We start from the raw sequence: 14,248 nt of genomic DNA, 5'->3' as shown, positions 1-14,248 counted from the left end.
AACGGCGGTCGATCCTTCGTGATCGCCGCCGGACCAGGCGCGGCGCCCGGGGGCCTGACGGGAGAAACGCCCGCATGCTCGAGCCAACCGAATCCGCAGAGTCCGCGACGGACTCCGAAGCGAACACCCCCAGCGACACCCTGCCGCCGCGTCGTCGGCGCCGTGCCGCTTCCCGGCCGGCGGGTCCGCCGACCGGGGCCGCCGCCGACGCCCCGGCCGAGATCACCACGCCGGCCATACCGGCCGTGGAGTCCGTCGAGGAACTGGCGGAGGACACCGTCACGGACGAGACCGTCCAGGACGAGAACGCCGTGGCCGAGGCGAGCCGGCCCGAGGAGGCGGCCGAGGCCGCGCCTCGCGCCCGCCGTCGTGCCACCCGCCGGGCCTCCGCGCCCGCCGGAGCCCCGGCCGCCGCCGAGGCGGCCGAGACCGTCGTGCCGGTGGCCCCGGCCGAGGCGGACGCCCCGGCCGTCGAAGAGGTCGCCGCCGAGGCGGCGCCGGACGAGGACGCGGCTCCCCGCCGCTCCCGCCGCCGCGCCACCCGCCGTGTGACCACGCCCGCGGAGGCTCCGGCTGAGGCCGTCGAGGCCGCCGAGGAGCCCGCCGCCGCACAGGCCGCGCCCGAGCCGGTCGCCGAGGAGGCGCCCGCCGAGGCCGCCCCGCGCACGCGGCGCCGCGCCACCCGCCGCGTGACCGCCCCCGCCGCGACGCCCGAGCCCGAGGCGTCCGCCGCAGCCACCGCGTCCGACGCGGTCGTCGAGGCCACCGCGTCGGTCGAGTCGGCCGAGGCCGGGACCGAGGCGTCCGCGCCGGCCGCGGAGGCGGCCGAACCGGCCGCGCCGCGCTCCCGCCGCCGCGCCACCCGCCGCGTCTCCGCGCCCGCCGCCGAGACCCCCGAGGTCTCCGCGCCCCAGGCGTCCGAGGCCGCCGCGGAGCCGGTCGCTCCCGCCGCCCTCGAGGAGCCGAAGGCCGCCGAGGCCCCCGCCGCCGACGAGGACGAGGCCGGTCCGCGCCGCGGCCGCCGTCGGGTGGTCCGCCGGGCCGCCACCGGCTTCTCCGCGCCCGAGCCCGTGAAGGACGAGGACGACGCGCCGCGCCGTCCCGCGCGGCCCGCCGTCGCCGTGTTCCAGGCGCCCGTGTTCGCCGAGCCGCAGTTCCAGACCCCGCAGCGAGCTGCCGCCGAGGCCGCCGCCGAGGCGGAGACGCCCGTGGCGGAGGAGCCCGAAGAGGTGCAGAGCGCCCCGGAGCCCGCCGAGGAGCCCGCCGGCTCGCGTCGCCGTCGCCGCCGCAGGGCTGCCGGCGCCGGTGAGGAGGCCGAGTCCGGCCGTCCCGCCGCGCCCGCCGCCGAGACCGTCGCGCCCGCCGCCGACGACGAGGCCGAGACCGAGCCGGAGGAGGCCGACGAGGCCGCCGAGGACCTCGCCGACGGCGAGGACGACGGCGAGGAGACCGGTTCGCGCCGCCGTCGCCGCCGGGGCGGCCGCCGCCGCCGTCGTGGCGACGCCGCCGACGGCGAGGGCGAGTCCGCCGACTCCGACGACGCCGACGACACCGCCGAGCAGGACGACGCCGAGGACGAGCACGCCGAGGACGAGGACGCGGGCGGGTCCACCGCCGGCAGCCGCCGTCGCCGCCGTCGCCGTCGCCGCGCCGGGGACGCCTCCACCGAGGCCGAGTCCGTCGACGGGGACCCCGAGCGCACGGTCGTCAAGGTCCGCGAGCCGCGCAAGCCCTCCGAGCCGTCCGACGAGGTGCAGTCCATCAAGGGCTCGACCCGTCTGGAGGCCAAGAAGCAGCGTCGCCGCGAAGGCCGTGAGCAGGGCCGCCGACGCGTCCCGATCATCACCGAGGCCGAGTTCCTGGCCCGCCGCGAGGCCGTCGAGCGGGTCATGGTCGTCCGCCAGAGCGGCGAGCGCACCCAGATCGGCGTCCTCGAGGACAACGTGCTCGTCGAGCACTACGTCAACAAGGAGCAGGCCACCTCCTACGTCGGCAACGTGTACCTGGGCAAGGTGCAGAACGTGCTGCCGTCGATGGAGGCCGCGTTCATCGACATCGGCAAGGGACGCAACGCCGTCCTGTACGCCGGCGAGGTGAACTTCGAGGCGCTCGGCATGGCCAACGGGCCGCGCCGCATCGAGGCCGCCCTGAAGTCGGGCCAGTCGGTCCTCGTCCAGGTGACGAAGGACCCGATCGGCCACAAGGGCGCCCGCCTGACCAGCCAGGTCTCCCTCCCGGGCCGTTACCTCGTGTACGTGCCCGAGGGCTCGATGACCGGCATCAGCCGCAAGCTGCCCGACACCGAGCGGGCCCGCCTGAAGACGATCCTCAAGAAGATCGTCCCCGAGGACGCGGGCGTCATCGTGCGCACCGCCGCCGAGGGCGCGAGCGAGGACGAGCTGCGCCGTGACGTCGAGCGGCTCCAGGGCCAGTGGGAGGACATCCAGAAGAAGGCGAAGAACGGCGGCGGCTCGAACGCGCCGTCGCTGCTGTACGGCGAGCCGGACATGACCGTCCGGGTCGTGCGCGACATCTTCAACGAGGACTTCTCCAAGGTCATCGTCAGCGGTGACGAGGCCTGGTCGACCATCCACGGCTATGTCTCGCACGTGGCGCCCGACCTCGCCGAGCGGCTGTCGAAGTGGACGTCGGAGGTCGACGTCTTCGCCACCTACCGGATCGACGAGCAGCTCGCCAAGGCGCTGGACCGCAAGGTCTGGCTGCCCAGCGGCGGCTCGCTGGTGATCGACCGGACCGAGGCCATGGTCGTGGTCGACGTCAACACCGGCAAGTTCACCGGTCAGGGCGGCAACCTCGAGGAGACGGTCACCAGGAACAACCTGGAGGCGGCCGAGGAGATCGTGCGTCAGCTGCGGCTGCGCGACCTCGGCGGCATCATCGTGATCGACTTCATCGACATGGTGCTGGAGTCCAACCGGGACCTGGTGCTGCGGCGGCTGCTGGAGTGCCTGGGCCGCGACCGCACGAAGCACCAGGTCGCCGAGGTCACCTCGCTGGGCCTGGTGCAGATGACCCGCAAGCGGGTCGGCCAGGGTCTGCTGGAGTCGTTCTCCGAGACCTGCGTGCACTGCAACGGCCGCGGCGTCATCGTCCACATGGAGCAGCCGACCTCCGCCGGCGGCGGCGGCAAGCGCAAGAAGCGCGGCCGCGGCGGCGACGGACAGGGCCACGACCACGAGCACGAGACGGCGGCTGCCGAGGCCGTCGAGTCGTACCCGGGCGCCGAGTCGGAGACGGAGACGGAGACCGAGGCCGAGGTCGCCGCCGAGGTGGCCGAGCCGGTCGCGCTGGCCGCCCCCGAGTTCGCCGTGGACGAGGAGCTGTACAGCAGCGTCGCCGAGGCGGAGGCCGCCGCGACGCGCGGCCGGGGACGCCGCCGGTCGAGCCGCCGGGCGTCCGCTCCGGCGGGTGCGCCGCGGGGCGGATCCCGCCGTGCGGGCGGTTCCGAGGCGTTCGTCTCGGAGCTGTCGGCCGGGAGCGAGCAGGAGACCGTCCAGGCGCCCGTCGCGCAGGACGCCGCCGTCGAGGCTCCCACCGCGCAGGACGTCACCGTCGAGGCGGAGACCGAGCGCCCGGTGCGCCCGGCCGAGACGGCCACCGCGCACACCGAGCCGGTCGCCGTCGAGGACCCGGTCGTCGAGGCGCCCGCCGAGGCCCCGGCCGTCGAGGACGCCGCGCCCAAGGGCCGTACGCGCCGCCGCGCCACCCGCAAGGTGTCCGCGCCGGCCGGATCGCCCGCCGGCGCCGAGGCCGCCGCCGTGGTCACGGTCGCCGAGACCCCGGCCGTCGCGACCCCGGCCGCCGAGGCCGCGGTCGAGGAGCCGGAGGCCGGGCAGGCCGCCGAGCCCGCCGCCGAGGCCGAGAGCGCGGCCCCGGCCCGCCCGCGGCGCCGCGCCGTGCGCAAGGCCACCGCGCCGACCGCCTCCGAGGAGACGGCCGTCGTGGTCGTCCCGTCGGCCACGGCTCCGGCCCCGGCCGAGCCCGTGACCGAGGGCGCGGCCGAGGCCACGTCCGAGGGGGCCGCCGCGCCCGCCGACGACGAGGCCGCTCCGGCCAAGAAGACGGCCGCCCGCAAGACGGCGAAGAAGGCCACTGCGAAGAAGGCCGCCACCAAGAAGACGGCGGCGGCCAAGACCACGGCCGCGAAGAAGACCGCCGCCAAGAAGACGACGGCCAAGAAGGCGGCCAAGTCGGTGTCGAAGAAGACGACGGCGGCGGCGCAGCAGAGTGTGCCGTCCGTCACGGCCTCGACCGAGGACTGACCCCGCCCGGCGCGGGTACACACGGCGCGGGCGTCCGGACCATCCGGGCGCCCGCGCCGACGTTTCATCCGCCCCCTGTGCTCGCGTCGCCGTGCGTTCACCGGGGAGTTACTCTGTGTCTCTCTTGTGAGAGAGCGCACCCGCGCTGTGGGTTTCGGGGTGGTAACCCTGGGCAAGATCGTCGTCTCCAGGCTGGTAACGTGCACTCTGGTCCCGGTGGCCTGAGACATGCACACCGTGACCACAGCCGATGAGCACAACCGGTCTCCCAGGCCGGACACGGCTGACTTCCCGCAAGGAACCCTCACGGGGCGGGGTCCTGTGTACAAGCCGTCCGCCCGCCCGCTGGCGTCGGCGGACAACCAGGGATGCGGCCGTGCTGTGCATCGACACGGTCCCTTCCCGACCATGCATGACGTGGTGCGCCTTCGAGGTCGCCGTAGAGGAGGGGATGTCGATGACCGACGCCCATGAGTTCATACCGGCCGCCAAACCAGTGATCGGCGAGGAGGAGATCGAAGCCGCCGTGCGCGTCCTGCGCAGCGGCATGGTCGTCCAGGGGCCCGAGGTGGCCGCCTTCGAGGAGGAGTTCTCGGAGCTCGTCGAGGGACGTCACTGCGTCGCGGTCAACTCCGGCACCTCGGCCCTGCACCTGTCGCTCCTCGCCCTCGGCCTCGGCCCGGGCGACGAGGTCATCGTGCCGTCGTTCTCCTTCGCCGCCTCCGCCAACGCGGTGCGGCTCGTCGGCGCGGACGTCGTCTTCGCCGACGTCGACCCGGAGACGTACTGCCTGGACCCGGCCGCGGTCGAGGCGGCCCTGTCGCCGCGCACGGCCGCGATCATGCCGGTGCACCTGTACGGTCACCCGGCCGCCATGGACAAGATCATGGCGATCGCCGGGCAGCACGGGCTCGCCGTCGTCGAGGACGCCTGCCAGGCCCACGCGGCCGCCCTGAACGGCACCCCGGTCGGCGCCTTCGGCGCCGTCGGCACGTTCAGCTTCTACCCGACGAAGAACATGCACAGCCTCGAGGGCGGCATGATCTCCACCGGGGACGCGGAGACCGCGCGGACCCTGCGCCTGCTGCGCAACCAGGGCATGGAGAAGCGCTACGCCAACGAGATCGTCGGCGCCAACGTGCGCATGACGGACGTCTCGGCCGCGATCGGCCGCGTCCAGCGCCGCAAGCTGGACGGCTGGACCGAGCAGCGCATCGCCAACGCCGCCTACCTCACCGAGCACATCACGGCGCCGAACGTGATCACGCCCAAGGTCGCCGAGGGCGCCCGGCACATCTACCACCAGTACACGGTCCGCATCCAGGGCGACCGCGACGCCGCCATGGCCCGGCTCACCGAGGCCGGCATCGGCAACGCCGTGTACTACCCGACTCCCATCCACCGGCTGAAGCCGTACTGGGAGCCGGACCAGAAGGCGGGCCGCACCTGGGACCTGCCCGAGACGGACCGGGCGGCCGCCGAAGTCGTGTCCCTGCCCGTGCACCCGGCCCTGTCCACGCAGGACCTGGAGCGCATCGTCACCGCCGTCAATGCTCTGGGGGAGCAACTGTGAGTACCGGGAAGTCGCTGCGAGCGGGACTCGTCGGCCTCGGTTCCATGGGGCGTCACCACGCCCGTGTCCTGTCGGGTCTGGACGCCGTCGACCTCGTCGGCGTCGTCGACCCGATGGGGGACAAGTTCGGCGCCGCCCAGGGCGCGCCGATCCTGAACACCGTCGAGGAGCTGATCGCCCTCGGTGTGGACTACGCCGTGGTGGCCTGCCCGACGCACCTGCACGAAGAGGTCGGCCTGGCGCTCGCCGACGCCGGCGTCTGCGCGCTCATCGAGAAGCCGGTCGCGGAGTCCGTGGAGGGCGCCCGCCGTCTCGTCGAGGCGTTCGAGTCCAAGGGGCTCGTCGCCGGCGTCGGTCACATCGAGCGGTGCAACCCCGCGCTGCGCTCGCTGCGGGCGCGGCTGGAGGCCGGCGAGCTCGGCGACGTCTACCAGGTCGTCACCCGCCGCCAGGGTCCCTTCCCGCACCGCATCGCCGACGTCGGCGTCGTCAAGGACCTCGCCACGCACGACATCGACCTGACCGGCTGGGTGACCGGGCGTCAGTACGTGTCCATCGCCGCGCACACCGTCTCCAAGAGCGGCCGTGAGCACGAGGACATGGTCTCCGCGGTGGGCCGTCTCGACGACGGCACCATGGTCAACCACCTGGTGAACTGGCTGAGCCCGCTCAAGGAGCGGTTCACCTCGGTCACGGGCGAGCGCGGCTGCTTCATCGCCGACACCCTCACCGCCGACCTCACGTTCCACTCCAACGCGGCCGTCACCACCGAGTGGGAGGCCCTGCAAGCCTTCCGCGGCGTGTCCGAGGGCGACATGATCCGCTACGCCATCCCGAAGCGCGAGCCGCTTCAGGTCGAGCACGAGCTCTTCCGGGACGCGGTCCTCGGCAAGCCCGTCGACATCTGCACCCTGCGCCAGGGCATGCGCACCGTCGAAGTGGCGGCGGCGCTCCTGGAATCGGCCACGAACAACACCAGCGTTACGCTTCCGGTGGAGGACCTGGCCGTCCATGGCAGCTGAGCATCACACATCGGGGGAACGGTGCGTGCTCGGTGGGACTCCTACGTTCTGTGAGACTTTCCCCGCAGGACCCAGCCGGCCCGGCCGGCGGAGACCAGGAGCCCGAGCATGAGTGCTGCGCCTGACGTCAGCGTCGTCGTCGCGGTGTACAACACGATGCCGTACCTGACGGAGTGCCTGAACTCCCTGGTCAAGCAGACCATCGGACGCGAGCGGCTGGAGATCGTCGCCGTCGACGACGGTTCCACCGACGACAGCGGCCGCGAACTCGACCGGTTCGCGGCCCTCTACCCGGACACCGTCAAGGTGATCCACCAGCCCAACTCCGGCGGCCCCGCCGCGCCCAGCAACCGCGCGCTGGAGGTGGCGACCGGCCGGTACGTGTACTTCATCGGCTCCGACGACTACCTCGGCGAGGAGGCGTTGGAGCGCATGGTGAAGTACGCCGACCGGCACGACTCGGACGTGGTCGTCGGCAAGATGGTCGGCACCAACGGGCGTTACGTCCACCAGGCGCTGTTCCAGCACGGCGACCGGGACGTCCACCTGGACGAGCCCGGGGTGCCCTTCACCCTGGCCAACACCAAGCTGTTCCGCCGCGAGATGGTGGAGAAGTACAAGCTGCGCTTCCCCGAGCACATGGCCGTGGGCAGCGACCAGCCGTTCACCATCGAGGCCCTGGTGCGGGCCCGCAAGATCTCCGTGGTGGCGAACTACACCTGCTACTACGCCGTCAAGCGCGGCGACGCCAGCAACATCACCTACCGCGCCGACCATCTCTCCCGGCTCGAGTGCACCGCCGAGATGATGAACTTCGCGGCCGGTCTCATCGAGGCGGGCCCGCAGCGCGACGCCCTGCTGCGCCGGCACTTCACCTGGGAGCTGGCCAAGCTCGTCCAGGACGACTTCCCGGCCCTGGACCGCGAACTGCGCGTGAAGATCTGCGCGGGCATAGCGCGGCTGGCGGACGCCTACTTCACGGACGGCATCCGCGACGCCATGGACGTCAAGCGCCGGGTGCGCATCGCCCTGGCCCAGGCCGGAGCGGTCGACGAGCTGTGCGAGGCGATCGTCTCCGAGCCGGAGAACGGCGTCACGTTCGTCGTCGAGGACGACCACACCTTCGCGCGCTATCCCGGCTTCCGGGACCCGCGCATCGGACTGGCCGACCACGTCTTCGAGGTGCTGGCCGGGGACTCGGTCGCCGCCCAGCTCGCCCCGGGAACCCGGCTGCTGGCCTCCGACTGGGAGCAGCAGGGCGACGGCCTCACCTACACCGCGTCCGTGCGGGTGCCCGTGGTCGGCGTGGCCGACGGGATGGCCCTGCGGCTCACCAAGGGCGCCATGCCCAAGTCGGCCGACAAGCCGGGCGCCCGGAAGCTGAAGGCCGGCCACAAGGTCCCGGCGCCCGTGGGCGAGCAGGTCGTCAAGCCCGCCGAGGACGGCGCCGCGACCGTGCTGCACGCCCGCATCCCGCTGGAGTACGTCACCGCCAAGCGCGGTGTGCGGGTGTACCTGGCCGTGGCCGGCGCCACGTACGAGGTCCCCGTGCGGGGCACCGACCTGCCCATGCCGCTGGCCCGCCGGTGGGGCCGGGAGGGGGACCCCTACCGGGCGTCGGCCATCGTCAACGACAAGGGCCGTGTCGTGGTCGACACGGCCCAGATGTACCCGCCGAAGAGCGCCCAGGTGCTCCAGGCGCTCGCAGCTCCCGTCCGGAAGCTGAAGTCCCTGGCCGTCCGCTTCCGGGCGGCCGGCGTCAGAAAGTTGAAGTCCGCCGGTTTCAAGAAGCCGACCGGTTCCAAAAGGAAGTAGCGACCCTCCATGAACATCTGTGTAGTAGCACTCGGCAAGATCGGCCTGCCGCTCGCCGTGCAGTTCGCCTCCAAGGGCCACCGGGTCATCGGCGCGGACGTCAACGAGAAGGTCGTCGAGCTGGTCAACGCCGGCGTCGAGCCGTTCCCCGGCGAGCACGACCTCGACGTCAAGCTGAAGCAGGCCGTCGACGCCGGACTGCTGAGCGCGACGACCGACACCGCGTCCGCGGTCGCCGAGTCCGAGGCCGTCGTCGTGGTCGTCCCGCTGTTCGTGGACGCCGAGGGCACCCCGGACTTCGGCTGGATGGACTCCGCGACGAAGGCGATCGCGCAGGGCCTCAAGCCCGGCACGCTGGTCTCGTACGAGACGACCCTCCCGGTCGGCACCACCCGCACCCGCTGGGCGCCGATGCTGGCCGAGGGCTCCGGCCTGACCGCGGGCGACGACTTCCACCTCGTCTTCTCCCCGGAGCGCGTCCTGACCGGCCGGGTCTTCTCCGACCTGCGCCGCTACCCCAAGCTGGTCGGCGGCATCGACGAGGCGTCGACGGCCCGCGGCGTGGAGTTCTACGAGCAGGTCCTCGACTTCGACGAGCGCGCCGACCTGCCCCAGCCCAACGGTGTCTGGGACCTGGTCACCGCCGAGGCCTCCGAGCTGGCCAAGCTCGCCGAGACCACCTACCGCGACGTCAACATCGGCCTGGCGAACCAGTTCGCGCGCTTCGCCGACCAGAACGACATCGACGTCAAGAAGGTCATCGAGGCCTGCAACTCGCAGCCCTACAGCCACATCCACCAGCCGGGCATCGCCGTCGGCGGCCACTGCATCCCGATCTACCCGCGGATGTACCTGTGGAACGACCCGGCCGCCACCGTCGTGCGCTCCGCCCGTGAGGCCAACGCCGCGATGCCCGAGTACGCCGTCGACCTGCTGGCCGCCGCGTACGGCGACCTGACCGGCGTGAACGTGCTGGTGCTCGGCGCCGCCTACCGCGGCGGCGTGAAGGAGACGGCCTTCTCGGGCGTCTTCCCGACCGTCGAGGCCCTCAAGGCGCGCGGCGCGGTCCCGTTCGTCTCGGACCCGATGTACACCGACGCCGAGCTCCTCGCGCACGGCCTCACCCCGCACGCGGGCGAGAAGGTCACCGCGGCGATCCTCCAGGCCGACCACGCCGAGTACCGCACGCTGACCCCGGCCGACCTGCCGGACGTCACCGTCCTGGTCGACGGCCGCCGCACCACGGACCCGGAGGCCTGGAAGGGCGTCCGCCGCGTGGTCATCGGCGGCTGAGCACGCTCGCGCACACGACTGCGGCCGCTGCCCCCCGTCCGGGGGGCAGCGGCCGCAGCCGTTCTCCGTCGTGGTTGCGCGGTCGTGGCGACCGCCATGTCTAATCGTGTCTTCTCGACGGTCCGGGACTCGGGGCGGTCCGCGCGCGGGACGGAGGGGCCGACGCGGCGCAGGCGCCGCTCGGCCGGGTGCTCCACCCAGTGGTAGGCGGCGGCCGCGGCGGCCAGACTGACGACCAGGACACCCGCCCAGAACAGCGCCGTCACGCCGCCGGGGGCCGGCCTGCCCCAGGTGAAGACGGCCGCCCGGATCACGATCTCGTGGAGCAAGTACCAGGCGAACGACCAGTGTCCGAGCCTGATCATCCAGGACCCGCCGAGTCCGGTGCGCCGGCCGTCGAGGTCGGCGCGGGCCGCCGCGCAGATCAGGGCCGCGAAGATCGGGGCCGACAGCCACTGCGAAGCCGTGTAGGGGCTGTACCAGAGCGGGTCGGGCACCGCGTGCGACCAGGGGATCAGGGCCAGGTGCCAGCCGAGGACGAGGCCCGCGGCGGCCCACAGCGGCAGCGGCGGGCGCCAGCCGCGCTTGAGGGCCAGCCCGGCCACCACGCCCAGCACGAACTGCAGGGCACGCGTCAGCGGCAGATAGTCGAGCGCCCAGCTGCGGGTGGTCGGCGACAGGCCCGACAGGGACGGCCACAGCACCAGGGCGGCACACGTCACGCCCACGGCCGTCCACACCCACACGCGGGTCCGGCAGCCCGCCAGCAGGGCCAGCAGCACGGGGAAGAGCAGGTAGAAGAAGGCCTCGTCGCTGAGCGACCAGGCGGCCGGGTTGCCTCCGGTGAACATCACCGGGTCCGGGAACCAGGCGTGCACCGCGAGCAGGCTCGCGCCGACCGCCCCGAGCGACACGGGTCGGCCCATGACGCACCACACCGTGACCGACAACACCACGCTGACCGCGAGGAGCGGCCAGATCCGGGCGAAGCGCCGCCACAGGAAGACCTTCGCCGGGACTCGGGCGCCGTCGTACGTCCAGGCCAGGACGACGCCGGACAGGACGAAGAAGAACGTCACACCGCTGCGGCCGTACCAGACCACGTCGCTGAGGTACGGTACGGCGCCCGTCTTGCGGGACAGGTGGTACAGGACTACGAGAAGGGCCGCCCAGAAGCGAAGCCCGGTCAGCGACGGCAGCCGGTCGCGCCCGGGCTCACGAGTCTGCAGTTCATCGCCCAGTCCCTTCATCTCCAGCGCAGCAGGAGCCGGTCGAACTCCTCGCGCACGACCGGCCAGTCCCAGGCCGCCAGGGCGTGCTCCGAGGCCGTCCGGCCGGTGTGGCGCCAGACGTCCGGGTCCGCCGTGACCTTCAGGATGCGCTCCGCCGCCTCCTGCGGCGAGGCGACGACCCAGTCGGCGGGGAACAGGGTGCGCGCCCCGTTGGCCTTGCCCGCGAAGAACGGCCAGTCGCGGCCCACCGGGACGGCCCCGCTCGCGGCGCCCTCCACGAACCCGCAGTGGAAGCTCTCCCGCACGGAGGAGCTGAGGATGACGCCGACGTCCGTCAGCGCGGCCGGGACGTCGTCCAGCTGGCCGAGCCGGCGGACGGCACCCGAGGGCTCCAGTTCGGCCAGGTCGGCCCGGTAGAGCCGGGCGTAGGAGCGGGCGGCGGCGCTGAGCCTGGCGTCGACGTCGTCGCCGATCAGCACGAGCCGGTAGCGGGAGTCCTGCGCGCGCAGGATCCGCAGGACCTCGATGGCCCACCGCGGGTCCTTGGCGACCGACGAGATCCCGGTCAGGCCGAGGGTGAAGCGGGCGTCGTCCGGCTTCGGGCGCACCTGTGCGGCGAGGTCCATCGCGTTGGCGATGACGTGCAGCCGGGGCGTGCGCCGCCCCGGCCCCGCCACCAGCCGGGGCGTCACGGCGACCGTCAGGTCCCGCAGATGGGCCCCGACGAACACCAGGTCGTCGACCCGGCTGAAGTCCACGAGGAACGGCCAGGGGCTGAACGTCTCCGCGCTGTGCAGCCGCACGACGATCCGGGTGTCACCGGGGTCGACGGAGGTCAGCAGCGCGGCCGGCCCGACGCACCAGTCGACGAAGACGGTGTCCGCCCAGTCCAGGTGGGGACGCAGCAGCTTCTCGGCCTGCCGGCCGAACTCCTCGTCCTCGCCCAGCCGGTGGGCCGCCAGCGCGGTCAGGGAGCCGGCCAGCTTGTCGAGTTCCGGCTCGTCCTTGAGGTCCAGGGAGCGGACCTCGACGTCGGCGTGCGCCGTGTAGTGGTCGCGGATCTGCCGCAGGAAGTTCGCGTTGCCCCGGGTGACGAACAGCAGCCGCAGCGGGCGGCCGGCGGGCGGCGCGGCGGGCTCCGCGATGCGGCCCGCGCCCTCGGTCAGCGCCCGGACGGCCGTGGAGGCGTGCACCTGCGCCAGATACCCGGCGGGGTCCTGGGACAGCGGTGAGGTCGTCCGGTCGAAGTGCAGCACCCGGTGGAAGGCCAGCTGAAGCGCCCGTACCGCGGAAGCGGCCGCCGCGGTGGCGTCACCCTCGGCCAACCGGTCGTCGGCGTAGGCGAGTTCGGCGGACACGGCGTCGGTCAGGGCCCGGGGGGCCTTGCCGCGCGCCAGTTCGAGCCGGGCCGCGTCGCCGAGCAGGTCCGCCCGGTGACGCGCGCTGGTCGTGCGACGGGCGGCGGAGCTCAGCGTGAGCACCGCGCCCTCGGGCCGGTTGGCCTTGTCCAGGCCGTCCCGCACGCGCTGGGCGATACGGAAGCGCAGCGAGTCCGGCAGCCCCGGAGCCGCCACCACGAGCCGCCAGGCGCGCGCGCCCGCTCCGGTCCGCAGCACACTCGGGTGCAGCGCGCGCCGGGCCACCGCGCCGGGCAGCCGGGTGATCCCCCGTTTGGCCGTCATGCCGATCGGCTCCCCGTGAGCGTGGAACGGACGGCGTCGCTCAGCTGCTGCGCCGCGGGGGCCATCAGCAGACCGCGGGTGAAGCGGGAGGCGTGGGCGCGTGCCTCGGCCCGCTGCTCGGTGGTCGTCTCCACGGCCATCCGGGCCGCCTTGACGAACGAGTCGGCGATGCCCTCCGCGTCCAGACCGCAGGCGCCCGTCCACAGGGGGTGGCCGGCCAGCACGGCGGAGGCGTCGTGGTCCACCTCGTGGGCCGAGACCACCGGCAGCCCGGACGCCATGAACTCGTACACCTTGCCGGAGGTCACGAAGCGCCCGCCGACGAGCATCAGCACCAGGGCGTCCCAGCGGCCGTAGGTCGCTCCGACCTCCGCCTTGGGCACCGGGCCGCCGAAGAGGACGCCGTCGGGCTCGGCCTGACGGATCAGCGTCATGTGGGCGTTGGCCTCACGGCTGGCGCCCGCTCCGATGTGCCCGCGGATCTCGAACCGGGACCGGGCGACCAGCGGGTCGCGCTCCCGGGCCGCCCGCCAGCCGTCCAGGACGGTGGCGAGGAAGGCCGGCTTGAAGTTCACCGAGCCCAGGTAACCGAAGGTCAGGCCCTTGTCCGGGTCCGGCCGGCCGTGCACCTCGGGCACGCTGTCCGGGTCGAAGCCGTTGCGCACGACGTGCACCCGCCCGGCCAGATCCGGGTAGCGCTCACGGTAGAAGTCCGCGATCGGGTCGTTGACGCACCAGATCGCCACGGCCTGCGAGAGGACCTTGGACTCCCACTCGCCCGACTCGGAGTCACGGGTGAACGCCTCGCCGCCGCCGATCACGTCGACCGACCAGCCGTCGCGGAAGTCGATCGCGTAGGGGACCTGGTGCGTCTCCCACAGCTTCCACGCGGCCGCCAGGTTGACGTACGGGGCGCAGCTTGCCAGCAGCAGGTCGGCCGGGAACTCGCGGTGGATGTCCACGACGCCCTGCTCCAGGGCCGACCGCCACCCGCCGAACACCGGCTCCGGGAAGTGCTCCAGGTGCCGGTCGCGCTCCCGCTGCATCCACCGGATCGGGTTCAGCGCCCGGTCCTCGGTGAACAGCCGGATGTCGGTCTCCAGGTCCTCACGGGCCAGCGGGAGCTCGACGATCCGCACCCGCGGGTCCACCGGGTCGGAGAGCGTGTGGTCGAGTCCGTACTCCCGCTCCCAGGACTCCTCCGCGATGGTGAGCACGGTCACGTCCCAGCCGAGCTCGACGAACTTGTTCGCCGTCTCGCGCATCCGGTACGCACAGCTCTTGGCCGCCGGCGGGAAGCCGATGGCCAGGTAGATCATGTGCGGGCGGACTCCGTCGGGTCGCGGGC

At 73.3% G+C, this 14,248-nt stretch carries 7 protein-coding genes and 1 pseudogene; 5 read left to right on the top strand and 3 right to left on the bottom strand.

The window, feature by feature from the left end; translation table 11 throughout:
* Positions 1-74 precede the first annotated feature (74 nt).
* The 5 genes from KMS84_RS04585 (at position 75) to KMS84_RS04565 (ending at position 9,986) form a co-directional block, all read left to right on the top strand.
* Positions 75-4,283, top strand: a complete 4,209-nt coding sequence (locus tag KMS84_RS04585; protein ID WP_256914720.1) for an Rne/Rng family ribonuclease — start codon at positions 75-77, stop codon at positions 4,281-4,283.
* 457 nt (positions 4,284-4,740) lie between these two features.
* A complete protein-coding gene (locus KMS84_RS04580; protein WP_256914719.1) occupies positions 4,741-5,856 on the top strand; it encodes a DegT/DnrJ/EryC1/StrS family aminotransferase in 1,116 nt (371 codons plus the stop codon).
* Positions 5,853-6,878 carry a Gfo/Idh/MocA family protein gene (locus KMS84_RS04575; protein ID WP_308287952.1) on the top strand — a complete coding sequence of 342 codons (1,026 nt, stop codon included), beginning with the start codon at positions 5,853-5,855 and terminating at the stop codon, positions 6,876-6,878. Before KMS84_RS04580 ends, KMS84_RS04575 begins: the two co-directional genes overlap by 4 nt.
* A gap of 108 nt (positions 6,879-6,986) precedes the next feature.
* Positions 6,987-8,693, top strand: coding sequence for a glycosyltransferase family 2 protein (locus tag KMS84_RS04570; protein ID WP_256914718.1), 1,707 nt, complete (start codon positions 6,987-6,989; stop codon positions 8,691-8,693).
* A 9-nt stretch (positions 8,694-8,702) separates the two neighbouring features.
* Entirely contained in the window at positions 8,703-9,986 is a 1,284-nt protein-coding gene (locus tag KMS84_RS04565; RefSeq protein WP_256914717.1) for a nucleotide sugar dehydrogenase, read from the top strand.
* A 215-nt stretch (positions 9,987-10,201) separates the two neighbouring features.
* Here KMS84_RS04565 and KMS84_RS04560 read toward each other — a convergent pair.
* The 3 genes and pseudogenes from KMS84_RS04560 to KMS84_RS04550 form a co-directional block, all read right to left on the bottom strand.
* Positions 10,202-11,236 (bottom strand): annotated as a pseudogene (locus KMS84_RS04560) (acyltransferase family protein); the annotation flags it as partial.
* Positions 11,233-12,900, bottom strand: coding sequence for a glycosyltransferase family protein (locus KMS84_RS04555; protein ID WP_256914716.1), 1,668 nt, complete (start codon positions 12,898-12,900; stop codon positions 11,233-11,235). The gene KMS84_RS04555 and the pseudogene KMS84_RS04560, both read right to left, overlap by 4 nt.
* The gene (locus KMS84_RS04550; RefSeq protein WP_256914715.1) at positions 12,897-14,219 is read right to left on the bottom strand and encodes a glycosyltransferase; all 1,323 of its coding nucleotides are present in this window, start codon (positions 14,217-14,219) and stop codon (positions 12,897-12,899) included. The genes KMS84_RS04555 and KMS84_RS04550 overlap by 4 nt, the downstream gene beginning before the upstream one ends.
* Between the last annotated feature and the right edge of the window lie 29 nt (positions 14,220-14,248).

This window comes from Streptomyces hilarionis (assembly GCF_024539675.1).
Taxonomy (GTDB): Bacteria; Actinomycetota; Actinomycetes; order Streptomycetales; family Streptomycetaceae; genus Streptomyces; species Streptomyces hilarionis.
Note: the sequence above shows the minus strand (reverse complement) of the source record. Positions and strands in the feature narration are given on the sequence as shown.

Excerpts from the sequence above, each read along its gene's own strand:
- KMS84_RS04555 (WP_256914716.1), bottom strand. The coding sequence starts at position 12,900 with ATGACGGCCAAACGGGGGATCACCCGGCTGCCCGGCGCGGTGGCCCGG.
- KMS84_RS04565 (WP_256914717.1), top strand. The coding sequence starts at position 8,703 with ATGAACATCTGTGTAGTAGCACTCGGCAAGATCGGCCTGCCGCTCGCC.
- KMS84_RS04585 (WP_256914720.1), top strand. The coding sequence starts at position 75 with ATGCTCGAGCCAACCGAATCCGCAGAGTCCGCGACGGACTCCGAAGCG.
- KMS84_RS04580 (WP_256914719.1), top strand. The coding sequence starts at position 4,741 with ATGACCGACGCCCATGAGTTCATACCGGCCGCCAAACCAGTGATCGGC.
- KMS84_RS04570 (WP_256914718.1), top strand. The coding sequence starts at position 6,987 with ATGAGTGCTGCGCCTGACGTCAGCGTCGTCGTCGCGGTGTACAACACG.
- KMS84_RS04550 (WP_256914715.1), bottom strand. The coding sequence starts at position 14,219 with ATGATCTACCTGGCCATCGGCTTCCCGCCGGCGGCCAAGAGCTGTGCG.